Here is a 24,678-nt window from a genome sequence, read left to right on the forward strand (position 1 = left end):
TGAATCACTCCAATCCATATATCCAATCGACCATAATCTCAAGGCCTTCCAATACTTCCACGTTCGGATTCATCAAGTATTTGACATCAAGCATCTTAACTTGGTCGTTTTTAATTGCTTGAAGGCTGCTCCAGCCTGGATTCTCACTCAATTCAGTGAAATCTTCCTCCCCTCTACCGAAAAAGTCTAACAGGAAAATATAATCAGGATCCATCTTCATCACTTGTTCGATGGAGGCAGGGCTGGAGCCTTCTAAGCCGATTTCATCCACTGCAGGAGTTGCACCGGCTAATTGGATCAAGTCATACGAAATATTTCCTGGTCCCATCATAAATGGTCCGGTTCCTGCTCCGACTTCTGAAAGAACTAAGACGGATGGTGCTTCCTGATCTTCCGGTATGTTGCTTTGAATTGCGTCAAGATCATTTTCCATCTGTTCAACCAGCGCAGTTGCTTTGTCTGTTTCTCCAACAGCTTGGCCGATTACTTCGATGTTTTCCATGAACTCGGCGAGCGTCCCCATTGTATCAAACGTAATAATAGGGAGGTCAATTTCACTTAAAATACTGCTTGCATCTTCTTCTTGCCCATGCATCTTCGTCAGTAAAAGTAAATCTGTTTCATAGGCTAAGACTTCTTCAGGGTCGATATATGCAGCGGTAGAAACGCGATTCGGAATTTCTTCTGCCTTGTCCGTATGTGTAGATAAGTGCTTGTCCTCGGCAGAACTAGAGATGGCGACAACTCTACTTGGATCGACAAGCTCAAGTAAGATTTCCGTAACATCAAGGGATAGCGGTAAAATGCTTTCCGGTTTTTCATTAATCGTTATATCTTCACCATCATGCTCCACCGTAACTGGAAAGTCTTCGGTTTCCGTTTCATTCGTTTCTTCTGTTTCACCAGTATTGTCATCTGCTTCCTCTGTATTCGAACGGTCCGTCGACCCGCAAGCGAACAGAAATAAAGCGAGAAATAAAATACTACTTAACATATAAAGACTTCTTTTCATTGTTTTCCTCCTCGTAAGTTCTGCTATTTAAAGTGGGGTTACATTTAATGCTTGGATTAATTTATCCTGTCGTACTTTTGCATCGATATGGTATGTCTCTTTTAATCTTTCTTCGGTTAATACTTCATTGGAATGCCCATATGCTTCGACTTGACCATTCCGCAGTAGAAGGAGCTTCTCGCAAAATCGGGCAGCGAGATTTAAGTCATGTAGTACGGTGACGACCGTTTTACCACGAGATGTGAGCGTTTTGAGCAATTTTAAAATATGCATTTGATAATAGATGTCGAGAGCAGATACAGGTTCATCCAGCAAGATAATCGGTGCATCTTGTGCGAGTGCCTTAGCGATGAAGACGAGCTGGCGCTGGCCGCCGGATAAATTTAAAATGGAATTATTCCGAAAGCGCCATGTATTCGTTGCAACCATCACTTCTTTAATAATCTCATCATCTGCTGGGCTCGGTTGTAAGAATTCACGATGAGCATGTCTTCCCATTGAAACAATCTCTTTTACATTAAAATTGAAATCGATATGTGTATCTTGGGGAACATAACTTAAATGCCGGGCCATCTCCTTGTGGGAAAAAGCTTTCTGATCTTTACCGGCAATTTTTATATTTCCATTTTTAGAAGCGATTAAGTGAGCGATTGTTTTTAGTAATGTCGTTTTTCCACTGCCATTTGGACCGATTAGACCGATAAATTCCCCGGCTGTGACATGAAAATGGATGTTTTTTAAAATTGTTTTGTCTCCGAGCGTAACTTGTAAATTCGTAACATCAATCATAGTGACACTCCTTTGTATGCTCTAATAATGAGAAAGACAAATAATGGTGCTCCGATTAGAGCGCTCACGACACCGACTTGTAATGTAATCGGCTGGATGACCATTCGTGAGATCAAGTCAGCGAAAATGAGAAATGCTGCCCCGCCAAGTGCACTTGCCGGTAAGAGGAGCCGGTGATCCGGTCCGACTGCAAGTCTTAGAATATGGGGAACAACAAGCCCGATAAAACCGATAATACCACTAACAGCAACAGCTGCGCCTGTAATCAAGGCTGCAACGGTAAGTACAAGATTACGAGTAACCCGTGTATTGATCCCAGAAGTTTTTGCATGATCTTCACCAAGCAGCATCATATTTAACTGGCTGCCAAATAAAAATAAAATAAAGATACCGAGTGTAATTGGAATGGAGATGATGAGGACGTGTTCCCATGTCCTTGCTTCAAGACCTCCTTGCAGCCAAAAAACGATGCCCCGTAACTCCTGTTCATTTTTTGATGTAGCGACTAGTACGTTCATAACGGCTGAGAAAAAGGAATTGACGCCGATACCGAGTAAAAGTAATACCGCAATACTCCGCTGGTTCGTTGCTCTCCAGACGAGTAAAATGACGAACATCGCAAAAAGGGCACCAATAAATGCGGACAGTGGCAGGAACCACTCATTGATTGCAGACCAGCCAAAGAATATCGCAGAAACCGCACCAAGTGCAGCACCACTGGAGACCCCGATATAACCAGGTTCGACGAGTGGATTGCGAAATAACCCTTGCATGGCAACACCAGCAACTGCTAATGCAGCACCGACGAAGCTCGCGACAAGCACGCGGGGGAGGCGTACTTCCGTAATGACGACCCATTGTTGCTCCGTGAATCCGGCATAATTAGTGAGCTGCAGCTTATGTAAAAAGATCATAATCGTTTCTTTAAACGGAATGGAGATTGGTCCGAGCGACACACCAACGATAAAAGCAACAGCAAGAATAATGGTCATCATTATTAATGTGATCGTTGTTTTAAATACACGACTACGCTTCCATTTAACAGTTAATTTATTCATAAAACACCTTCAATATGTACTCCTCTCGAATGGTAGTTGCCTTTTATTTTGTTTGAATTACCATTATAGCAAATAGGAGCATATCCTTCTTGTTTTTACTACGAGTGTGCGGAATCATTCATAATTGAAACAGATGCAAAAAGGACAGCGTTTCATCCACTTTAGTAGAAAAAAGCTGTCCGTTTGATTTTTTAAGTTTATTTATTCCTTACTTTCCAAGGTGTCCCTAAAGCCGGTAATGCCCAGCGGTCAAGCCCATACCACCCGGCTACTTTCCAGGCAAGGATTAAGAGGATTGCGATCAAAAGCATGATTGGGTTTGCGCTGACGGTTCCTGCAAGTAAAAATGACATATTCATTAGTGCTCCGAAAAATGCAGCGATACCGGTTAGTAACCCGACAATTAATCCGAGTCCGACCAATACTTCTCCCCAAGCGACCATGTAGGAGAATATCGTAGCGTTCGGAATGACAAAGTTATCCAGAAACCAGACGTACCAGCCAGCTACTCCACCTTCTTCTGCCAGTGCCATAACACCCGCCATATAACCTCTGAGGGCTGTCCCAGCTTCAGCGCCAGTCCAAGCTTCGTTTGTGACCTTGCCGAATCCTGCAGTAAGCCATGAATAACCAAGATAAAGCCGTAATATAAGCCAAATCCAAGCCGATTTCGTATTGGTGAATAACCATCTTGATAACGGATTTTCTTCAATGATGACTTCTGTACCGCGACCATGGTCTTTTAATTGAACCATTTGAATTCCTCCTCATGTCTTGTGAATGTATGAACAAGTTCATTCTACATTGATTTCGCTAGATTAGCAACATTTATTTGAAAATTAAAATGAAAAAAGAAGCGAAATAAATGTTTTCCTATTACTGCATACCCTGTCTATCGTTTGAATTAAACATGAGTGGAGTTAGAAGGTTAATACAAGTCAATATACAATTGTCCCGTTGAGTCCAGTTGCGCTAAAAATACATCGCTGACGTGTTGAGCACCTTGCTTTTTTATTTCTTCCTGTAACCATTCCACGGTGAAACCTAGTTTTTCCATGCTTCTTTTCATGACTTTCCCGTCCATAATTAAAATGTTCGGCCCGTGCTCCCGGATGACTGGGATATTTAACATCGATGCAGTTACTGGTTGTTTATCCGTTTTCAACAGGATGCTTAACTTCCTATTCGTTTCCAAAACAGCCATTTCCACCTCGGATATTTTAAACACATTTTTCTCCCTTAATAAAAGCATTAATTCATTAAGGTTCATGAGGCTTTTCCGCATATTTTTATCCAAAATCTCACCGTTTTCTATTAGAATGGTTGGCTTTCCGTCGGTCAGGTTGGAGAATGCATTGGATTTCATTCCGAGATAAGAGAGGAGAATAGGGAAGAGTCCCCAAACAAATAAAGACATGAGGCAGTTTAATGCTTTTAGATTCTGGTCGACAGACATCGTTGCAGCGATCGAACCGATTGTTATTCCGACACAGTAATCGAAAAAGGTCAGCTGAGAAATTTGTTTTTTCCCCATTAATCTTGCCATAAGAAATAATAATAAAAATGCTGCAATCGACCGAAGTAATATTAAAACCAATTCCGCCAGCTATGCATATCAATTCATTAGAAAAAGGAGAGACTTTCCTTTGGGAAAAATAGTCGGCCTTATTTGTTTATTTATATTGCTAGTCGGTTGTGAAGTTAATATCGGTGGTCAGAATTTTTATGACCAGATTAATGAAATAGAGCAGCAGATGGAAGCACAGGATTGGGAGGAAGTTGTCATAAAGTCGGAGGAACTGAAGCGATTATTTAAAAAAGATAAATGGAAATTACAATTTTTGGGAGATGAAGATGAATATGAAAGCTTATATGAAGCGATCAATAAGCTAATTGCTGCAGGAAAAGGGGAAGATGAGGCGAACATTCGAATGGAATTGTCGATTATTCACACATACATCGAGGATATTTATTCCTTATGATGACGAACGAGGCTTAGGTTTTTCCTAAACCTCGTTTGGTCTTTTTTGTCTAAGAGCGATCCAAGCTGTTTTTAAAGAAGAATAGGTTCCAACAGCTGCAGCTCCGTAAAAGCTGCCTTTAAAAAGCCCAGCCCACAAATTGCCTCGGTGACTGATGAATATGGAAATAATAAACCCGATAATGCTTGTTATCGTGGGGAAATAGGTCCTGGGAATCGGAAAAAGTTTAAAGCTTTGGGTTAATATAACAACAATTGGAACAGCAATGACACCATCCCTGGAAATTAGTATGAATCCTCGGGAAATCCAACATGGCCCCTCCTTTTTTAATAATATGCCTTATTCCGTAAAAAATTATTATTTTCAGATGTCTGGCAATCGGGACTACAACTTTGACCCCATGTCCCAGTGTCCTGGTCTGTTCATTTTCTATTCATCTTTTGGTTGTATTCTTAGGTTAATGAATTTCATAATACGTATTTAATGCTTCGCCATCACCATATGTAGTTGAGTTGGTTCGTTCCCAACTACATATGGTGAAGCTGACTTTGGTAATTATGAAATTCATTCATGTTAATGAGATTTTGAGTTTGGAGGAATGAGGATGAATCTTGCTTGGAAAGAGATGAAGAAGAATAAGGTAAGGTTTCTAATATTGGGTTTGATTGTTTTTCTCGTTAGTTTACTGACATTTATTATATCGGGGCTAGCAAATGGGTTGTCGCAGGATAATGCGGCTCTGATTAAAGATTTGCCGGATGGGCAGTTTTATATGAGTGAAGATGCAGAAGAGACATATAATTTATCAAGAATTGACGCGAGTACACAAGAAGAGTTACTGGAAAAAGAGGAAAATGCTACTGCATTGTCGATTCAGATGGGTTTTCTACATGATGCGGACGACAAACAGCAAAGTGTAGCCTTTGTCACCTCAAGCCCAACGGAAAATTTCCCTGAAGTAGGGAATGGGGAAGTTATCTTGGACCGTTCGCTGGAGGAGAAAGGTATTCGGATTGGGGATACACTGACGAATAATCAATTTAGTGGTGAGTTTACTGTAAAAGGTTTCGTGGATCAAGAGAAATTCAGCCATGCGCCTGTTGCTTTTATCCATATGGAAAATTATCAGGAAATGTACCGGATAGAGGAAATGCAGCTAGTCTTCGTACCGGACGGGGAAACTGCTGAATCAGTCAGCGGACTGCAAGCTTTTACAAAGGATGAATTTTTAAATACGATTCCAAGCTTCAGTGCGGAGCAGCTGTCATTAAATATGATTGTCTGGTTTCTAGCCGTGATTAGCGGGATGTTGTTTGGCATTTTCTTTTATATGATGAACGTGCAAAAAATTGGTCTGTACGGAATCTTGAAAGCAATAGGTTACAAAACAAGTAGTCTATTTAAAATGATGTGGACACAAATGATCTTCATTACACTGATGGCCCTTGGATTATCGATTGCACTGAGTCAGTTATTTAATCAAATTGCGCCGGAAGGGATGCCTTTTAGCTTACCGGTTGGAACAACAATTCAATTATCGATTATTTTCCTTATTATTGGATTTATTGGTTCCACGTTATCAGGGATCCAAATAAAAAAGGTCAATCCATTACAGGCAATCCAGCAAGGAGGAATTTAACATGGCGATACTGACAATGGATGAAGTAAGAAAAACGTTTACGAATGGTGAAGTGGAAGAAGAGATATTAAAAGGGATTAATCTCTCGCTTCAGGAAGGAGAAGTGACAGCACTGGTCGGGGCATCCGGATCTGGCAAAAGCACCTTGCTCACGATAGCGGCAGGACTGCAGGAAGCATCAGACGGTCAAATAATCGTGGGCGGTGAATATTTAACCGGAATGAATCAGGAACAAATCCGTAAAATCCGGGCGAGTCAATTCGGGTTTGTGTTTCAATTTGCCCATCTTGTTCCATTTCTTACAGCGGAAGAACAACTTCTGCTTATGCTCGAGGTATCCGAGTCGAAATTAACGAAACAGCAGCAGAAAAAAGAAGTGGATCGAATGGTAGACTTAGTAGGAATGAGCCACCGGAAAAATGCATATCCAGCTTCCATGTCAGGCGGAGAGAAGCAGCGGATTGCCATTGCCAGGGCGATGATTCATAAACCTAAAATCCTGTTTGCCGATGAACCGACAGCAAGCTTGGATTCCAAGCGGTCGAAGGATATTATGGGACTGATTCGCGAACTGACGAAAAGTGAGCAGATCACGACCTTGATGGTGACGCATGATGAAGAGATGCTTGAATTTGTAGATCATGTGGTTAAAATGAGTGATGGGATCATCTAATGATCCCCGTTCATTCATATTTTCCATCCAGCCCTTGGTATTGCACAGGGCTGTTTTTTTCTGTACAGTTTGGTTAAAGAAACTATTTATATGGGAGTTAATACAATGACAACTATTTTAATTGTAGATGATGATAAACATATCTTGAATCTTGTTTCCATTCACTTATCAGAACAAGGATATAACGTCTTGGAAGCAAAGGATGGAATCGAAGCATTAGAAATTCTCCATGAAGAGAACTGTCATTTAGCGGTTGTTGACGTGATGATGCCGTTTATGGATGGATATGAACTCACGAAAGAAATTAGGAGACGGTACAATATTCCTGTCATCTTGCTGACAGCTAAAAGCCAAATCGATGATAAGGAGCAAGGATTCCAGGCGGGAACAGATGATTATCTCGTGAAGCCGTTTGAGCCAAAGGAATTGGAATTCCGGATTAAAGCGTTGTTGCGCCTTTATTATAATGAACAGGATGAATTTATCATCCGGTTCGGTGAAACGACGATAAATAAAAGGACATATGAAGTAAAGGCGGGAGACCGAACCATGCTTTTACCTTTAAAAGAGTTTGAACTGCTCTATTTCCTTATGTCACATCCAATGCAGGCATTTACCCGCGAGCACCTCATTGAGCAGATTTGGGGTTTTGATTATGAGGGAGATGATCGCACAGTAGATGTGCATATTAAGCGGCTTAGGAAACGGTTTTCAACATGGACCGATGACTTCCAAATAAAAACAGTCAGAGGAGTTGGCTATTTACTCGAGGCGAAACACACATGAGGACGCTTTATGTCAAGCTGGTTGTTGCTACCATTGGGATTATGATTTTCAGCAGTATTTTAGCTTTTATCCTATCCAATATGTATTATCAGCAAAAATTAAAGCCAGAAAACGATGAAAAAATTACAACAATCGCTGAATCGATTAAATCTTATATTGATGAGTATCCAAATATCAATCTGACCGAGTACTTAGAAAGTATTGCATCTGTCGGTTATCAGATGTACTTAGTTGATGATTTTCGTGAAGGAGATTTTTACGGAGCGGAATTCAGGGATGAGAGCCTTGCGGAACAAACGGTGGAACAAGTTTTAAACGGGGAAGTATATCATGGTATCCTTGAATTTCCCCAAGAAACATTTGTGACTGGCTTTTTTGCAAATGAATTAAAGAATACAATTGGTGTTCCAATCACGCATGACGGGGAAAATTATGCACTGTTCCTAAGACCGGATATTAAACTGCTTTTCAATGAAATGCATTTTCTTTTTGCCTGGCTGCTTGTGCTGACGATACTGTTAAGTATTATTTTAGTTGCAATCAGTACGAAATATTTAGTGAAGCCGATATCTGAGTTGACAGCGGCAACGAAATCGCTCGCGGAGGCGAACTTTAATGTGGAAATCGAGACAAAACGGAGTGATGAACTCGGAGTGCTTTCACAAAGCTTTGTTCAAATGGCAAAAAAGTTAGAACAAATGGATGATGTACGGAAGGAATTCATTTCCAATATCTCTCACGATATCCAGTCACCCTTATCTAATATTAAAGGCTATACGAACTTGCTGGAAAACGAATCGATTCGTGACGAAGAGAAGGGTGAGTATATTTCAATCATTAATGGAGAGATAAAACGGCTATCCAGTATGACGGATCAATTATTGCTTCTTGCATCATTGGATCGCAGCGATGATCTGGTGAAGCGGAAAACATTCAACCTCGGGGAGCAGTTGAAAGAGTTAGTCCGTAATTATCAGTGGCAGATTAATGAAAAAGGACTCATGCTGGCGTACACATTACCGGATATTGAATGGAACGGGGACCCAGCTTTATTGAATACGGTTTGGGATAACCTGTTATCAAATGCGATTAAATATAATAAGCCGGATGGGAGCATTAACCTATCCATTGAAGAAAAAGATGAAGCGGTTATCGTTACGTTTGAAGATACGGGAATCGGGCTTGAACATACAGAGATAGAGAGGATTTTTGATCGATTTTACCGGGCTGATACATCGAGGACAAGAACAGTCGAAGGAACGGGACTCGGCTTATCGATTGTGTGGACAATTATTAAATTACATGATGGCTCGATTCAGGTGGACAGCAGAGAAGGAGAAGGCACTGTTTTCACGGTGAAGTTACCTAATGGTAAATAAGTTTAATCCAATTCATTTTCTATTCATATTATTGCTGTAAATTAAAGAGGTAGATGAAAAAAGCACGTATGATGAATGAATTGGAGAGGATTTTCTATGTATAATAAGTATAGTTTATTATTGTTGCGATTAGCAGCTGCTTTCGGTGTAGTTGGAGCGATTCTCGGAGCACATATGGCTGGGGCAGGTTCGTATGCATTCCGCCCGGTCCACGCTCATATTCTAGTCGCTGGCTGGTTAAGTCTTTTTGCTTGGGCAGTATATTATAAGGTATTCAAGCCCTCTACTCCTGTATTGGCGAAAGTCCATGTCTGGTGTGCAATTATTGGATCAGTTGGCCTCTCAATCGGCATGTGGTTATACATGGTGAAGCCGTTTGAATTACCAGAAGCTGTCCTGCTTATTATTTATATTGGCGGCGGAGTAACATTACTGATCAGTTATATTGTGTTTTTCTTTATGACGATTTTTAATAGAATAGAAGGTTAATCGATAAACAGGAAGAGGATTCTTTGACTGCAAGGCAAAGGTCATCTTCCTGTTTTTTCATGAACTCTCACTCTTTCTCTGTAGCAGGACAGCGACAATAACAATGAAGCCTTTAAATGCTTCCCGTAAGAAGGGAGGGACACCAAACAGGTTCAACAAATTATTCATGACAGCGATAATCAACATGCCATATACTGTTCCAAGCACAAAGCCGCGTCCACCAAGCATATGCGTTCCTCCGACGACAGCAGCTGCAATCGCGTCCATTTCCATTCCACGCCCCGCATTGGAAAAATCCATGGAACCAATTCGGGATACTTGGATAATTGCAGCGATGGAAACTAGCAGCCCCATTAGCGCATATACACGTAATTTTACTTTATTGACATTCACCCCGGATAATCGAGCGGCTCTTTCGTTCGATCCGACGGCGATGATTTGTCTGCCGAATGTAGTCCTTTTCGAGACGTAATAGAGGATAGCTGCAATAACTGCCCAATAAATGATAGGCATAATCATAAGGTTGCCAAGTTTAAAACTGGCTATTTGTAAAAACTCCGTTGGAACCGTTGTATTATACCCTTGTGTAAAATGCTGGGTTACACTCCGGAAAATCATCATTGCTCCTAATGTTGCGATAAAAGGAGGGACGAGCCCTTTCGTAATGGACACACCAATAAGTGCTCCCAACAAATAACCGAAAGCGAGTACGAGCAGAATCGTAAGAAAAATTGCAGGTGTTCCGGTAATCCCAATCTCGCCTAAGATTCCACTTGCGCCCGTATCAAGTAAATACATGGCAAATGCACCTGTAATGACAAGGGTGGAGCCTACAGATAAGTCGATTCCTCCAGTCATAATGACAAACGTCATCCCTAATGCAACAATCCCGACACCAGCATTATTTCTTAAAATATTGATCCAGTTATTTGTCCAGGCCTGGAACCACTGGCCAATAGAGTCATAATCAAAACCTAGCGTTAAAGTCTGTAGAATAACCATGATAATAAGAGCGATTAAGATACTAAACAATGGATCATTCGCCCATTTATGCTGGAACCATTCTTTAACGTTTCGTTTCTTGTTATTGTTAACAGGAGGTGTCATTTCTGGATTCGGCATCATATTTGCTGTTCACTCCTTTTTAGCTCGGGCTCGCCACCAGTTGCAAGACGCATAATTGTCTGTTCATCCATGTCGTTGCCACTTACTTCCCCTTGAATAACTCCGTGATACATGACAAGTGCTCGGTCACAGACTCGGATGATCTCTTGAGCTTCACTGGAAAGTACAATGATTGCAATATTCTCCTCAGCTAGTTTGATAATGATATCGTATATATCTTCTTTTGCACCGACGTCAACTCCTTGGGTAGGATTATCTAAGATCAATACCCGCGGATTCGTAGCGAGCCATTTTGATAAAACGACCTTTTGCTGATTCCCGCCGGAAAGGCTCATAATACTATCCGTTAACTCTCCCATCTTCAAGCGTAATGTATTGCGTTGCTGCTCAAAGACATCACGGTGCTTGCGCGTATTAATAATCCCGCGTCTCGAAAACATCGACCATGTAGAAATGGATGCATTTTCAAAGATAGTCATATCCTTGAGAATCGCATTTTCCTTTCGATTGCGGGGGAGGTAGGCAATTCCTGCTTTGATAGCTTGATATGTATTCGCTATCTTGATTTCATTGCCATATAAATATAGTTTTCCGGTTCGATACGTATCAGCCCCGAAAATTGCTTGGAAAAGCTCGCTGCGTCCGTCACCAAGAAGTCCAGTAACGCCAATAATTTCCCCAGCATGTACAGTGAAGTTTATATCGCGAAAATGTTCTTCATCTGTTAATCCTTCTACGCGTAAAACTTCTTCACCAATATCATCCGGATCCTTTTCTCTTCTCAGGGATTCGGTCCGTACATCAAATCCAACCATATAACTAGCGAGATCTTTCGTTGTTACCCCGCTAACATTCCCTTCTGAAACTAATAAACCATCACGAAGGACAAGATAGCGGTCACAAATTTGCATAACTTCATTCAGTTTATGGGAGATGAAAATAATCCCGACTTGATGATCCTGCATCGTTTTCATCATGGTAAAAACTCGACTAACCTCTGCGTCTGTTAAGGAAGTGGTCGGTTCATCCATAATAATGATGGAGGAATTAGTCATCATTGCCCGGCAAATTTCAACGATTTGCTTATAGGAAGCATCCAAATCTCTGACCATTTTCCGGGGATCTAAATCCACGTTCATCCGCTCAAAGATCTCCGCCGTTTTACGATACATCTCTTGTAAATCCAAACTTCCGCGTTTGGTTTTCAGTTCGCGTCCGAGAAACATGTTTTCATAGATCGGCAAATCATTGACTAAGTTCAGCTCTTGATGGATGAAAGCAATTCCTGCATCAATCGAATCCGCGGGTTTTTCAAAACCTATTCTTTTTCCGTCGATTAATATAGAACCGGAATCTTTCTGTATGACACCGCCGAGAATATTCATTAAAGTTGATTTCCCAGCTCCATTTTCACCGAGGAGGGCACATATTTCACCACCTTGAATGGAAAAGCTCACATCTTTTAACACATCATTGCTGCCAAAAGATTTTCGTATGTTTTGCATCTCGACTTTCATTATCATCACCTCCGGGCAGGTTGGGGAGGAAGGGTTACAAACAATCTATAACCCTTCAGTTTTTTATGTCCATTGCTTGTTTAATAAGGTGATTCGTCATCAAGGAATTCTTCGTAGTTATCTCTGTCTACAACAGTTGTTGGGATAATCGTTTCTGCTTCTACATCATTTCCTTTTAATAGATCAAGGGCGACGTCGACAGCATCTTTCACCATTGCTGGACTGTAAAGCGCAGATTGAATCCAAATGTCTTCATTATCCGGCATCATATTAAAGTATTCTTGCATGCCGCCACCGCCCGTAACGACCTGGATATCATCTCTTCCGGCTTCACCGATTGCTTGGAGGACACCGATTGAAGTTTCATCATCGAGTGAATACACAGCATCAATCTTATTTAAACTTGTTAAAATATCGGCAAAGTCAGCTAGGCCGTCTTCTCTTGTAAACTGCGTTGCATAGGTGTGGATTGTTAAATCAGGTGCAATTTCTTCAATTGTTTCCATGAATCCGGCTGTCCTTAAATCCGAAACAGACCCGGCAGAAGGTACTTCCAAAACGACAACTTCACCTTCTGTGCCAATTTTATCTGCAATATAATTGGCACCTTGAACACCCATATCATAGTTGTCACCAGCAACCCGGTAGACACCATCCACATCAATGACGATATCGAAGTTTACAATTTCAATCCCCTCATCCATTGCCTGCTGAATCGGGACTTCCATCCCTTCCCATTGCGGGAAAGCGACAATTACTTCTGCTCCCCATGTTTTCAAGTCATCCAATTGCGAAGTCATTTCTGATGCATCATTACTTGTGTGAATCTGATAGTCAATCTCATCCGACAATTCCTCTGCCCGCGCTTCGGCATGATAAGCAACTGCTGCGACCCAGCCGTGGGTTACTGCGGGTGCAAGAATTCCGACTTTATACTTGTCGCCGGAATCTCCATTCTCATTACTTTCATTATCACTTTCTCCTGTAGTACCTGAATCGGTGTCATCAACCCCGCATGCGACAAGAATGGCAGCGAGTAAAAGTAGAGCAATGGATCCTAATATCTTTTTCAATGAAATTACCCCCTTTAATATATGAATGAATTTCATAATTACCAAAGTCGGCTTTCCCATCACCATATGTAGTTGGGAACGAACCAACTCAACTACATATGGTGATGGTGAAGCATTAAATACGTATTATGAAATTCATTAATATGTTCATGAATCGTAAAACCATGGTTGATTCGTGTGACAGTTTAATCTTATCCGAGAGTGATGACTCGACCTGTTCGCAGTGAAGTTTCAATTGCTTGTAGTAGGTGGATAACGTACCGTACATCCTGAAGCGGTATGATTTCGTTGGCATTGTCATTCTCCAGGCAATCGATAAAATAGGCTAATTCATTTTGAAAAGCATCTCCTGCAGCAACTTCTGCGTTTGTCGCTTTTTCATCGTCGTAGAGAATAAGTCTGCTATTATTGATATGCTCAATATTTGCTCCAGCCTCCAACTGAAAATCCACCATCTTTTGGTCCGCTTGCATGCGTAGAGACATCGTAAATGGAAAGTGTGCAGGCATTCGGTGGGAGGCTTCTGCAAACGCCTTCGTTCCATTTTTGAAGGTTAGTGTTGTCATGATATGATCCCATGCCTCATTACAATTTTGTTTACCGACCGCATATACCGACTTTGCTTCACCAAGTAAATGATAAATAAAATCAATGTCGTGAATATGAAGATCGAAAAGAGCCCCACCACTTTTTTCAGGGTGCTTAAACCATTCACTCCATTTCGGCAGCGTTCCTAGTCTTTTGGCATAAACCGTATCGATTGTATGCTGTTCAATCGTCCCACTGAATGCTTTTATCCACTGATATTCGGGCCAAAAGCGGAGGAGATGGCCAACAAATAATCGTACTCCAGCTTTCTCCACTGCATGTATTATTCTGTTGGCAGATTCTACATTTAGGGTGAGAGGCTTTTCACAAATAATATGTTTCTTTGCTTTTGCTGCTTTTAAAATATATCTCTCATGCAAATACGTCGGTACACAAATATCAATAACATCGATATCCTCTCGTCTAAGAAGTGCATCATAATTTGAAAAAATGGCTCCTGTAAAATCGTTTAGACCTTCCTTGTTGCCACTCGTACAAATTGCTGTCACTTCAGCATTTGGAATCTTCTTGTAAGCTTCCAGGTGGGTTTTTCCAATAAAACCGAAACCTGCAAGTCCTATTTTTAACATACTGATTCTCCTACTCTAGTAATCGCTTGAGATAATAAAAGGATCTTTCCACTGCATGATTTACTTCTTCTAATGTTTTTGGATCGTCTGGTGTAAACTCAATTTCGACACTGATTGGCCCGTTGAAATTTCCTGATTCTAAAACGTGAAAAATGCGCTTGAAGTCCAAATGACCATCACCGATTGCGGGGAAGTTCCACTCTTTATTCTTTCCAAGCTTATCTTTTAAATGGATAAACGCCACCCTGTCTATACAAGTTGTCAAATCATCATACGGCAGCACATCTCCGTAAAAAATCACATTTGCAGTGTCATAGTTAATCGTGAAGCGGTTGTTTAACCGTTGGGCTAACTTTTTTAAAGAATTCCCAGTTGCAAAATGAGTGCCATGTGTCTCAATTGCCAGTGTGAGACCTAGTTCCTCGCACTTATCCAAAACCGGTTCAAGGTTTTTTATAAGCAATTTTTCATCATGCGTAATGTCTGTATCTCCGTGGGCTTCACCGGTGGAAGTGATAAGATAGGTGCAATTGAAATACGTTGCAAGCTTCATGCTGTTGAGTAAATTTTCGATACCTGCATCGGTCAATAGATTGCTGTGCGCGCCTATTCCAATACAGGTCATTCCGTAGCTTTCCAGCAATGTTTTCTTTGCTTGGAGTTCTGTATCTGTCATATCGGCTAAAAGGTGGGGAGTGTGATCAACTGCCGCTAGCTCGATTTGTTTGAAGCCGGCTTTACTTGCACCTTTTATTGCTTGTTCCAGTGAAAAACCATGATACGTATTTGAATTGATAGCAAGATTATGGAACATGTCATCCTCCTGAAATGATACATTTTTCGCTCCAATTATGCGTTTATTCGGAAAATTTGGGTTATGAGAAAGAAGTTTCAAGCGCAATGGAACCGCAGCCAATGATACCCACATTGAATTTCATTAGCAAAACCTCCTTTACTTAAAATGAAAAGAATCACTGCTACCCCATGGTTGATTCACGAATGATCAATTCATGCTCCAACACAATGCTGTCTACTTTTTCATTTTTCATTTTGCTCAATAGCATCTCAACGGCAAGACAACCCATTTGATGCATCGGTTGGGAAACGGTCGTTAAGGTTGGATTAGTCATATTCGAAAAACTAATATTATCAAAACCGACAACTGCAATACTCGGATGTCCTGGCTCTAAGTTGATTGCTTTTAACGCCCCGATTGCTAATGTATCCGAAACAGCGAACACAGCTGACGGTTTCTCCTCGAGCTGGAGCAGCATTCTCATTGCCTGGACACCTTGTTGGAAATCGAGGTTTTTCGTATGATAAATCCATTCACTTTTTAAAGGCAGATTAAATTCTTTTAAGGCACGTTCATAACCTGAACGGCGTAACCTTGCATACAGAAATTTTTCATCGGAATTGATAAGGGCAACTTTTTCATTGCCAAGACGGATAAGGTGTTTGACGACTTGGTAGGCTGCCAGTTCACTATCTATTGTCACGTAGGGGATGCTGCCGCCTTTTTCATATTCACTGCAGAGAATGACGGGATGTTTTTCAGCTAATTTTTTGAGTTTCTTCATATTGACGGTGGGATCCATGGATATAACGCCATCAGCCAGTTTGTTTTTGACCATATTGAAGTAAATATTTTCCCGCTCAGGCTTTGAATCTGTTTCACATAGAAGGATGTTGTAGTTATTGGCAATGGCTGTTGTTTGAATCCCGTTAATAATTTCCGAATAGAACGGGTTGGAGATACCTGGCAGTAAAACGAGTATTTGCCGGCTCTCTGAGTTTCTTAAATTTCGCCCGAGCATACTTGGCTCATAATTCAATTCATTGATTGCGTGCTCCACCTTACTTCTTGTTTTTGGAGTGACTGAGGTAGCGTTATTTAAAACCCTTGATACCGTCGCAACAGAAACTCCTGCTTTTTTTGCAATTTGTTGTATGTTTGCCACGTTCGTTCTACCTCTATTCTTGGGTATAATATCCTGAATTGAAATCGATTACAATTAATTTTAGTGGCGAATGAGTTGTTTGTCAATACTAAATTACGTTTATTTTCGAAATATATAATCTTTTAGCTTGGCTTTGTTCTTTTTATGTATAATGAATGTAACGGATTACAAAGGGAGGCGTTTCGATGAAGCTAGGTGTTTTTACTGTATTGTTTTCCGCTAAAGGCTTGGAAGAGATGCTTGATTATGTTACGGCTAAAGGTGTTGAAGCGGTGGAACTTGGGACAGGCGGGCATCCCGGTGATGCACATTGTAGGGTTGATGAGCTGCTTGGCAATAAACAAAAACAACAGGAATTTAGGAATAAGATTGAAAGCAGAGGACTAATTGTAAGCGCCTTAAGTTGCCATAAAAATGTTTTGCATCCGCAAAAGAAAATAGCGGAAGCGGCAGATGATTTTTTGTGTGGGTTCTACTCTATAACGATCCCAAAATCTCGTAATTCCCTCACAACCCGGGATAGCGGCAAGCCGACTACCGTATAATAATCGCCGATAATCTGTTTTACAAACATCGCACCTAGACTCTGAATGCCGTATGCACCAGCTTTATCATAAGGATCTTCTGTTGCTACATACGCGTCAATTTCTTCTTCACTAAGTGGCCAAAACTCCACACTCGTGCGTTCCACAAAAACAGTTTTCTTTTGTAATGAACGAATCATCACACCTGTATACACATCATGGACTTGATCGCTTAAAGTAGAAATCATTTGCTTTGCTTCAGTTTGATTACGGGGCTTTTCAAAAATCGTGTGCTCATAAGAAACGATCGTGTCAGCTGATAAGACGACTGTGTTGGGATGGTGAACCGGGATATTTTCACCTTTCCAAATTGCTAGTTGCTTTACCTTCTCGATTGGGTCTGTTGTAGTGATCTGTGATTCATCAATGTTTGCAGTTTGAACCGTAAAAGGTATCTTTACTTGAAGCAACAGTTCTTGTCTTCTTGGTGATGATGAGGCTAAGATTAGTTTATTTGCCATCACATTTCCTCCTGCATGTATTGGGTATCGTTTCATTATATAGGAGTTGACAAGGTTGTAACAATTTATCTGAAATAAGTTTTCTGTTAGCCCCTACCAACTGTATATTTCACCCTATTCAGGTATAATGATGGATAGAAAAATCTGTGAAGAGGTTATAGTATGAGTAGAATTTTATTTATTATTATCGTTGTATCATTCTTGGATACATTTATCCAGTTGCCGATTATTACGCCTTATGCGATGGAATTAGGAGCATCTCATCTTTTGGCCGGGTCAATTGTTGCTATTTATTCGCTGACCAATATGATCGGTAATATTTTCGGCGGGCATTGGATTGACCGGTATGGAAGAAAAAGAATGCTCTTAACAGGGATGTTTTTTGCGGCAGTCATCCTTATCTTTTATCCGCTTGCCCAGTCCGGTTGGCAGCTATTCTTTATTCGCTTCTTCCACGGACTTGCTGGTGGGGTGCTGATCCCGGCAGCTTTTGCGTATGTTGGTGACATCTCGAAGTCAAAAACTCGCGGTAGATCAATGGCATTTACAGGTGCAGCTATCGGGATTGCGGCGATTGCAGGTCCAGCAATTGGCGGTGCGATGGCAGCAAGATCGCAAATCGAATATGTATTCATTTTTGTAGCGGTTTTATTTTTCATCAGTTCGTTTTTAATTTATCAGTTTATTGAGGAGTCCTATGTGTCTACGGAGAAAGGGAAATTTTCTTTAAGTGAATTCATGCCGCTTCTGAAGCATCCGTTAGTTCTCCAAGCATCACTTGCCGCGTTTGCTTTGATGATCAGTAACGGAACATTGGCATTTGCCTTGCCTTTAAAGGTGAGCGATATGGGACTTACCTCGGAAACAACGGGAATGATGTTAAGCACCTATGGCATTGTGGCACTCATTGTTTTCTTGACGCCTATCAACCGGATATTTGACCGGCTTTCTTCCTTATCGCTTGTCATTACAGGAATCATGATTATTGGTTCTGTGCATATTATGCTGAATATCGTGTCCATTTATTGGTTGAATATGCTACTCATGGTCGTTTATGGCATCGGTTTTGCTTTTGTATTCCCTTCGATGAACAAGATTGTTGCAGAGGCTTCATCTAAAGTGGACCGCGGGAAAGCGTATGGAATCTTTTATGCATTCTTTTCCTTTGGTGCAGTTGCCGGTTCGTTTGTTTCTGGAGCGACTGCAGAGACGTTGGGACTGCCGTTCTTTTCAAGTGCGATTACGATGATGGCGGTTGGAGTGATCTTGCTATTCATTGCGAGGAAATATCCGGTCAAGGGAAAATAATAGTGAAAAGCTAAGCAGGCTGCCTTGGTACAGCCTGCTTTTTTCACTGCGAAAAAAGACATCACACCTGCCATATTTTCTATATTAGCGTATAATGAAAGCGATAGATTTATATAAGAGTTCTCTTAGACAAGATCAGCTTTAGAACCGTGAAACTGTCTCGTATAAGAGTTTTATTAGACAAAATCAGGTCTAAATCTGTGAAATTGTCTCATAAGTGGGGCCTATTAGACAAAATTTGCTCTAGCTCCGTGAAACTGTCTCATAGAAGGGGCCTAGCATAAAAAAGAAGCTAAATAAGGTGAATTCCATCCTTTAAGGAGAAGAATAAACTAGCATAAATTATACTGTTACAGAAGTGAAGAACTTAAAATCAACATATACAGTGGAAAAGTAAGGTTAATGAATAAAGGTGGTATAAACTTGAAACTAAAAAAAGTGCTGCCAATTCTCTTTATGATCATGTTCCTTGTGATGGTCGGCTTTGGAATCATCATTCCAGTGCTCCCGTTCTATGCGGAGGACCTCGGTGCCTCGCCTACGGAACTTGGATTATTAATGGCAGTATATTCATTCATGCAATTTCTTTTTGCGCCGGTGTGGGGGAGGATATCGGACAGGTATGGCAGAAAACCAGTTATTATGGTAGGTATATTTGGCTTATCGCTATCCTTTTTCCTTATGTCTCTATCTACACAAGTATGGATGCTGTTTGTCGCCAGGGTTATCGGCGGGGCATTGTCAGCAGCAAACATGCCGACCGTGATGGCGTACGTTGCAGACATCACAACGGAAGAAGACCGCAGTAAAGGAATGGGGATAATCGGTGCTGCGACAGGACTAGGATTTATTTTCGGTCCTGCAATCGGCGGGGTATTCACAAATATTAATCTGCATGCACCATTTTACATAGCGGGAACCTTATCGTTTCTGACACTCCTTTTCGTCATGTTTTTCTTAAAAGAGTCCTTGCAATATTCAGAAGCTGGAAAAGCGGGTGCAGACAAGAAACAGCCCTTCCGTAAAGCAATTGCGGGACCGTTTGCGACTCTTTACTTCTTGCAATTTTTCATTACACTATCCCTTGCAGGGCTGGAAGCGACATTTGCTTATTTCGCAGCAGCTAAAGCCGGGCTTGACGCAGTGAAGCTAGGATATATTTTTATGATCATGGGCCTTGCGAGTGCAGCGGTTCAAGGGAATATGGGGAAATTGACGAAAAAGTTTGGCGAAGTGCGGATTATTCAATCGGGGATTATCATTTCAGCGATTGGATTTGCGCTCATCCTATTTACACAGAACTTCATCACCGCAGCTATTTTCCTTGCGATATTCGGAGTGGGGAATGGTGTGATTAGGCCGAGTATTTCGTCTCTCTTAACGAAAAAATCACGTGCGGGTTATGGGAAGACGACCGGTTATTTATCTTCGGTTGATTCTCTTGGAAGAATCATCGGCCCAGTGCTTGGGGGAGTTCTGTACTCGGTTGCAATGGAACTGCCATATATTTCAGGAATTATTTTATCTGTTGCAGCTTTCGCCTTGTTTAAAGGGGCAGCTCGTGATAGATTAAGTGCTTAGTTATTTGGTGTAAGCACCTAAAAAAGGAGTCGTACAATAATGGCAAAGCAAAAATATTATGTCGTCTGGGAGGGCAGAAATCCTGGTATTTATACGAGCTGGGCAGACTGCCAGAAACAGACGAGCGGTTATAAACAAGCAAAATTCAAATCATATCCTAGTCTTGCTGAAGCAGAGAAGGCATATAAAGCGGGCTGGAAGAATAATTGGGGGAGTGGTGGAAATGCAAGTGCCATGCAGCGCAAGAAGCCGGCGGGAAATATTTCCGCAAATTCCCCTGAAGAAAAAATTGATTATGACAGTATTTCTGTTGACGTCGGTACCCGTGGAAATCCAGGTCCGATTGAATATCAAGCGGTAGACACGCGTACAGGAGAAGTCGTTTTTTCTTATGGTCCGATTAAAAAGGGAACGAATAACTTAGGAGAATTCCTGGCAATTGTGCATGCCCTCGCATTCTTGCAGAAACAGGGCAGCGAGAAGACAATTTATACCGATTCGGTCAATGCGATGAAATGGGTGCGGGAAAAAAAGGTTTCGACAACGTTAAAAAGGGATGCATCAACAGAAGAAATTTGGAATTTGATTGACCGGGCGCTTGAATGGCTTCATACCCATACGTACGAAAATAAAATTAAGAAATGGGATACGAAAAAGTGGGGCGAGATTAAGGCGGATTACGGGAGGAAATAAAATGAGTGACTGGAAGGGCAATTTCTTTTTGCTCCCAGCCACTCTAGTTTATCTATTCAAATCATTCGTCCACAGATAATTCATAAATAATCCGGTATGTCTTTTTGTCACCGGCATCAAGCACAATATTTCCAAAATCCGGATGATGTACCGCACCAGGTAATGTTTGTGGCTCGAGCGCAACAGCCATATGAGGGGAAAGGGCATGTCCATCATTTACAGTTATTTTTGATTCCGTCGCATTTAAAGAATAAAAAACCAGTCCATTTCGATCAGAATGAATGCGGATACATCGTCCGTTATCTAAATTCCTTAATACGGCAACTTCTGAATCCGTCACCTTATAAGGGTCATCAAAGCCAGAAGCACCAGTTTGTTTGACAGATTCCAGTTTTTCTAAAAGATTACTTTCCTTGTTAAAGTCGTAAGCTGTGTCTGAAATAGTTAGTAGTTTACCAGTCGGGATTTGGTTTTCATCAAGCTCTACCGTCTTGCGCGCTCGAATGCTTAATTGATGACCTCCCAGCCCTGCTGTTTTATCATCGTTTAAATTAAAGTAATTATGGGTGGTTGGATTGAATAAAGTCGCAACTTCGGATTGATTCTCACCGGTAAATTCAATTTGTAACTGATTTCCGGAAACCCAAGTATACGAAATGGACACGGCGAGTTCAGCTGGGAAGCCGTCCGTCTCGGGTTGAATCGTTTTTGTAAAAATAATACCATTCCCAAGTGCGGAAACGTCCCACCATAAGCTATGGAATCCATTGTTGCCACCATGTAATGTGTTATTCCCTTCATTTTGTGGCAGTTGAATATGTTCATTATTATACTGGAAAGCTCCATCTTTAATTCTTCCGCCAACTCTGCCGATGGCTTTTCCGAAGAAGTACGTTTGGTCTGTTATAAAATCTTGCGGTTCATTAAAACCAAGTAAAACATTATGAATGTTGCCGTCTTTATCTGGCATCGTTAAGGACGTCAACGTAGCACCGATGTTCAGACAGGAAAAGGCGTAACCATTTCCATTGTCTACGGTGTATTTCTTTAAGGGGATGTCTGTTTGAGCGCTTAATCTTTCATTTGTAATTGTCACCATCATGGGCACCAACTTTCTAGTTTGAGTAAACGGTTACAAAATAATTGTATCAGTTATACGTATGAAAGTCAATTCGCTTTGACTTATACGGACAAGTGGTATAAACTAAAGAGAGTTAATAATTCTGTAAGGGGATGAATGCCGATGTTGGAAAAGTTAAAACAAGAGGTCTATGAAGCGAATATGTTACTGCCGAAATATAATCTTGTCACGTTCACATGGGGAAATGTCAGCGGAATTGATCGGGAAAAGCATCTTGTCGTCATTAAGCCGAGTGGTGTAGCTTATGAGGAATTAATGCCGGAACAAATGGTTGTTCTTGATTTGGACGGGAATGTTGTTGAAGGTGATTTGAATCCATCGAGTGACACAGCAACTCATCTTGTATTATATAAACAATTCCCGGAAATCCAAGGTGTCGTTCATACTCATTCACCATGGGCGGTGACATTTGCGCAAGCCGGCCTAGATGTACCAGCTGCAGGCACGACCCACGCAGATACATTTTATGGCTCGGTTCCGGTTACGAGAAAAATGAAGGAATCAGAAGTAGTTCAGGATTACGAGAAGCAGACAGGCGATGTTATCGTGGAGACTTTTGAAGAAAGACAAATTAATCCGTCTGAAGTACCGGCAGTTCTTGTCAATGATCATGGTCCATTTACATGGGGGAAATCAGCAGAGGATGCGGTTCATAATGCCGTCGTACTGGAGGAAGTATCCAAAATGACGTATCATACATTACAATTGAACCCCCATCAGATTGACATGGATTCCTATTTATTAGATAAACACTATTTAAGAAAACATGGAAAAAATGCTTATTATGGGCAAAAGTAAATGAGATTGAATAAAATGCTGCTGTTTTGAAGCGTGTATCAATTGCTCCTTCAAGGCAGCGTTTTTTCTTTATGTTATAATGAGTTTGTCATGATATAAATGAAATTTTTAAAACTTTTACATAAAAGTGATATAGGCTAGAAGGGGACCTCACCATGGTTAAAAAATATGAACGAATAAAAATAGATATAAGTGAGAAGATTTTATCTGGTACGTACCAGATAAGTGATAAATTACCGACGGAATCAGAGTTGATGGAAATATATGAGGTAAGTCGCTTCACGGTGCGCCGGGCCATTGATGAGCTGGAGAAGGATAATTTCGTTTACCGGATTCAAGGTGCTGGTATATTTGTTAATGATTGGAAAAGTAAACCGAAGCAGCAGATTCAAAATAAGACGATCGGACTCATATCAACCCATATAGCGGATTATATTTTCCCGAATATCATCAGCGGCATCGATAATTATATCTCGACATACGGTTACTCGATACTCATTGCAGATACGCAGAACAATCCAGAGAAAGAGCGGAAAAGTTTAACGAATCTGACAGCCAATCAATTATCAGGATTTATTATCGAGCCAACAAAGAGTGCGAGAAATAATCTGAATAAAAATATGTACGATAATATGAAAGCGATGGGTATCCCGATGTTGTCGATCAATGCGACGTATGATAATCTCGATATCCCCTATTTAGTGATGGATGATGTTAGGACAGGGGAGATGGCGACCAATTATTTGATTTCCAAAGGGCATCAGCAGATTGTCGGAATCTTTAAGGTAGATGATAAGCAAGGGATTGACCGGATGAACGGCTTTATTAAGGCTTATCAGGATCACCCGGAAATCTCGAATATGGGTGACATGATGATGTATCAGACAGAGGAAAAAATAAATAACATATTTAAAAAGCTGCATACGATGCTGACACGTTCTAAATATGCTCCAACGGCAATCGTTTGTTATAATGACCAGCTGGCGATTCAAATTATGAATTTTGCAAAAGAGATTGGGTTGAAAATCCCGGAAGATATTTCAATTATTGGCGTGGATGATTACCCGTTTTCCAATTATACGAACCCAAGGCTGACAACGATTCGTCATCCCCAGGAAAAGATGGGATTCGATGCAGGGAAAATGATGATTGAAATGATTAATAAACAGGAAGTCCGTTCGAAAGTTTATGAGCCGGAGTTGATTGAACGGGATTCGGTTCTAGACTTAAAGAGACTTCATGATTCTCTTCAGGAAAAGAAGGGATAATTAAATCCGAATGATGCTGGGACAAAACCCCAGTAAATAGAAAATCGCTTCGCGCCAAAAGCGTGAAGCGATTTTCTATTTACTCTTATTTTACTCAACAAAAAGGACACCTTTTGATAAAATTAAAGTTACCACAACAATAATTCATCACAAAAGAGGTGTCCTTATGTTTAAACATTATAA

At 40.9% G+C, this 24,678-nt stretch carries 24 protein-coding genes and 1 pseudogene; 12 read left to right on the forward strand and 13 right to left on the reverse strand.

Features of this window, described 5'->3' with window-relative positions; translation table 11 throughout:
* Window positions 1–4 precede the first annotated feature (4 nt).
* The 5 genes from L3V42_RS16140 to L3V42_RS16160 form a co-directional block, all read right to left on the reverse strand.
* Window positions 5–1,012 carry an ABC transporter substrate-binding protein gene (locus L3V42_RS16140; RefSeq protein WP_235763817.1) on the reverse strand — a complete coding sequence of 336 codons (1,008 nt, stop codon included), beginning with the start codon at window positions 1,010–1,012 and terminating at the stop codon, window positions 5–7.
* Window positions 1,013–1,039: 27 nt separating this feature from the next.
* Window positions 1,040–1,801, reverse strand: a complete 762-nt coding sequence (locus tag L3V42_RS16145; protein WP_238472462.1) for an ABC transporter ATP-binding protein — start codon at window positions 1,799–1,801, stop codon at window positions 1,040–1,042.
* A complete protein-coding gene (locus L3V42_RS16150; protein ID WP_235763815.1) occupies window positions 1,798–2,859 on the reverse strand; it encodes a FecCD family ABC transporter permease in 1,062 nt (353 codons plus the stop codon). Before L3V42_RS16150 ends, L3V42_RS16145 begins: the two co-directional genes overlap by 4 nt.
* A 197-nt stretch (window positions 2,860–3,056) precedes the next feature.
* Window positions 3,057–3,614: a DoxX family protein gene (locus tag L3V42_RS16155; RefSeq protein WP_235763814.1), complete on the reverse strand. Its 558-nt coding sequence runs from the start codon at window positions 3,612–3,614 to the stop codon at window positions 3,057–3,059.
* A gap of 173 nt (window positions 3,615–3,787) precedes the next feature.
* Window positions 3,788–4,456 (reverse strand): YetF domain-containing protein, encoded by a 669-nt coding sequence (locus tag L3V42_RS16160; protein ID WP_238472463.1) that lies wholly within the window; start codon window positions 4,454–4,456, stop codon window positions 3,788–3,790.
* Between the two features lie 49 nt (window positions 4,457–4,505).
* On the opposite strand from L3V42_RS16160, the gene L3V42_RS16165 reads away from it, so the two are divergent.
* The 6 genes from L3V42_RS16165 to L3V42_RS16195 all read left to right on the forward strand — a co-directional run bounded on the left by L3V42_RS16165 (window position 4,506) and on the right by L3V42_RS16195 (window position 9,807).
* A complete protein-coding gene (locus L3V42_RS16165; RefSeq protein WP_235763812.1) occupies window positions 4,506–4,841 on the forward strand; it encodes a DUF4363 family protein in 336 nt (111 codons plus the stop codon).
* A 604-nt stretch (window positions 4,842–5,445) separates the two neighbouring features.
* Window positions 5,446–6,480, forward strand: a complete 1,035-nt coding sequence (locus L3V42_RS16175) for an ABC transporter permease (RefSeq protein ID WP_238472464.1) — start codon at window positions 5,446–5,448, stop codon at window positions 6,478–6,480.
* Between the two features lies 1 nt (window position 6,481).
* Window positions 6,482–7,153 carry an ABC transporter ATP-binding protein gene (locus L3V42_RS16180; protein ID WP_235763810.1) on the forward strand — a complete coding sequence of 224 codons (672 nt, stop codon included), beginning with the start codon at window positions 6,482–6,484 and terminating at the stop codon, window positions 7,151–7,153.
* A 105-nt stretch (window positions 7,154–7,258) separates the two neighbouring features.
* A complete protein-coding gene (locus L3V42_RS16185) occupies window positions 7,259–7,939 on the forward strand; it encodes a response regulator transcription factor (protein ID WP_235763809.1) in 681 nt (226 codons plus the stop codon).
* Window positions 7,936–9,318 carry a sensor histidine kinase gene (locus L3V42_RS16190; protein ID WP_238472465.1) on the forward strand — a complete coding sequence of 461 codons (1,383 nt, stop codon included), beginning with the start codon at window positions 7,936–7,938 and terminating at the stop codon, window positions 9,316–9,318. The genes L3V42_RS16185 and L3V42_RS16190 overlap by 4 nt, the downstream gene beginning before the upstream one ends.
* A 96-nt stretch (window positions 9,319–9,414) precedes the next feature.
* Complete coding sequence (locus tag L3V42_RS16195; RefSeq protein ID WP_235763807.1) at window positions 9,415–9,807, forward strand: hypothetical protein; 393 nt, start codon at window positions 9,415–9,417, stop codon at window positions 9,805–9,807.
* Between the two features lie 57 nt (window positions 9,808–9,864).
* Here the strand turns inward: L3V42_RS16195 and L3V42_RS16200 are convergent, their stop codons facing one another.
* The 6 genes from L3V42_RS16200 to L3V42_RS16225 all read right to left on the reverse strand — a co-directional run bounded on the left by L3V42_RS16200 (window position 9,865) and on the right by L3V42_RS16225 (window position 16,661).
* Window positions 9,865–10,932 (reverse strand): ABC transporter permease, encoded by a 1,068-nt coding sequence (locus L3V42_RS16200; protein ID WP_235763806.1) that lies wholly within the window; start codon window positions 10,930–10,932, stop codon window positions 9,865–9,867.
* Window positions 10,929–12,449: a sugar ABC transporter ATP-binding protein gene (locus tag L3V42_RS16205; RefSeq protein WP_235763805.1), complete on the reverse strand. Its 1,521-nt coding sequence runs from the start codon at window positions 12,447–12,449 to the stop codon at window positions 10,929–10,931. Before L3V42_RS16205 ends, L3V42_RS16200 begins: the two co-directional genes overlap by 4 nt.
* Before the next feature lie 80 nt (window positions 12,450–12,529).
* Window positions 12,530–13,522 carry an ABC transporter substrate-binding protein gene (locus L3V42_RS16210; RefSeq protein ID WP_235763804.1) on the reverse strand — a complete coding sequence of 331 codons (993 nt, stop codon included), beginning with the start codon at window positions 13,520–13,522 and terminating at the stop codon, window positions 12,530–12,532.
* Window positions 13,523–13,713: 191 nt separating this feature from the next.
* Window positions 13,714–14,700, reverse strand: coding sequence for a Gfo/Idh/MocA family protein (locus tag L3V42_RS16215; RefSeq protein WP_238472466.1), 987 nt, complete (start codon window positions 14,698–14,700; stop codon window positions 13,714–13,716).
* Window positions 14,701–14,710: 10 nt separating this feature from the next.
* Window positions 14,711–15,514, reverse strand: coding sequence for a sugar phosphate isomerase/epimerase family protein (locus L3V42_RS16220; RefSeq protein WP_238472467.1), 804 nt, complete (start codon window positions 15,512–15,514; stop codon window positions 14,711–14,713).
* Between the two features lie 163 nt (window positions 15,515–15,677).
* Window positions 15,678–16,661, reverse strand: coding sequence for a LacI family DNA-binding transcriptional regulator (locus L3V42_RS16225; protein WP_235763801.1), 984 nt, complete (start codon window positions 16,659–16,661; stop codon window positions 15,678–15,680).
* 185 nt (window positions 16,662–16,846) lie between these two features.
* On the opposite strand from L3V42_RS16225, the pseudogene L3V42_RS16230 reads away from it, so the two are divergent.
* A pseudogene (locus L3V42_RS16230) lies at window positions 16,847–17,119 on the forward strand (sugar phosphate isomerase/epimerase); the annotation flags it as partial.
* A 14-nt stretch (window positions 17,120–17,133) separates the two neighbouring features.
* Here the strand turns inward: L3V42_RS16230 and L3V42_RS16235 are convergent.
* Window positions 17,134–17,706: a Maf family protein gene (locus tag L3V42_RS16235; protein ID WP_238472468.1), complete on the reverse strand. Its 573-nt coding sequence runs from the start codon at window positions 17,704–17,706 to the stop codon at window positions 17,134–17,136.
* A 162-nt stretch (window positions 17,707–17,868) separates the two neighbouring features.
* On the opposite strand from L3V42_RS16235, the gene L3V42_RS16240 reads away from it, so the two are divergent.
* From L3V42_RS16240 to rnhA, 3 genes are all read left to right on the forward strand, one after another.
* On the forward strand, window positions 17,869–19,014 hold the full coding sequence (locus L3V42_RS16240) for an MFS transporter (RefSeq protein WP_238472469.1): 1,146 nt from the start codon (window positions 17,869–17,871) through the stop codon (window positions 19,012–19,014).
* Window positions 19,015–19,437: 423 nt separating this feature from the next.
* Complete coding sequence (locus L3V42_RS16245; RefSeq protein ID WP_238472470.1) at window positions 19,438–20,595, forward strand: MFS transporter; 1,158 nt, start codon at window positions 19,438–19,440, stop codon at window positions 20,593–20,595.
* Between the two features lie 39 nt (window positions 20,596–20,634).
* Entirely contained in the window at window positions 20,635–21,288 is a 654-nt protein-coding gene (gene rnhA / locus L3V42_RS16250) for a ribonuclease H (RefSeq protein WP_238472471.1), read from the forward strand.
* Window positions 21,289–21,349: 61 nt separating this feature from the next.
* Here rnhA and L3V42_RS16255 read toward each other — a convergent pair whose 3' ends face one another.
* The gene (locus L3V42_RS16255) at window positions 21,350–22,390 is read right to left on the reverse strand and encodes an aldose epimerase family protein (protein WP_238472472.1); all 1,041 of its coding nucleotides are present in this window, start codon (window positions 22,388–22,390) and stop codon (window positions 21,350–21,352) included.
* 141 nt (window positions 22,391–22,531) lie between these two features.
* Here L3V42_RS16255 and L3V42_RS16260 point away from each other — a divergent pair, with 141 nt between their 5' ends.
* Together L3V42_RS16260 and L3V42_RS16265 are read left to right on the forward strand one after the other, a co-directional pair.
* Entirely contained in the window at window positions 22,532–23,227 is a 696-nt protein-coding gene (locus tag L3V42_RS16260) for an L-ribulose-5-phosphate 4-epimerase (RefSeq protein WP_305082627.1), read from the forward strand.
* A 155-nt stretch (window positions 23,228–23,382) separates the two neighbouring features.
* The gene (locus L3V42_RS16265; RefSeq protein ID WP_235763795.1) at window positions 23,383–24,495 is read left to right on the forward strand and encodes a GntR family transcriptional regulator; all 1,113 of its coding nucleotides are present in this window, start codon (window positions 23,383–23,385) and stop codon (window positions 24,493–24,495) included.
* Window positions 24,496–24,678: the final 183 nt, after the last annotated feature.

The organism is Oceanobacillus alkalisoli, assembly GCF_022213125.1.
In the GTDB taxonomy this organism is placed as follows: Bacteria; Bacillota; Bacilli; order Bacillales; family Amphibacillaceae; genus Oceanobacillus; species Oceanobacillus alkalisoli.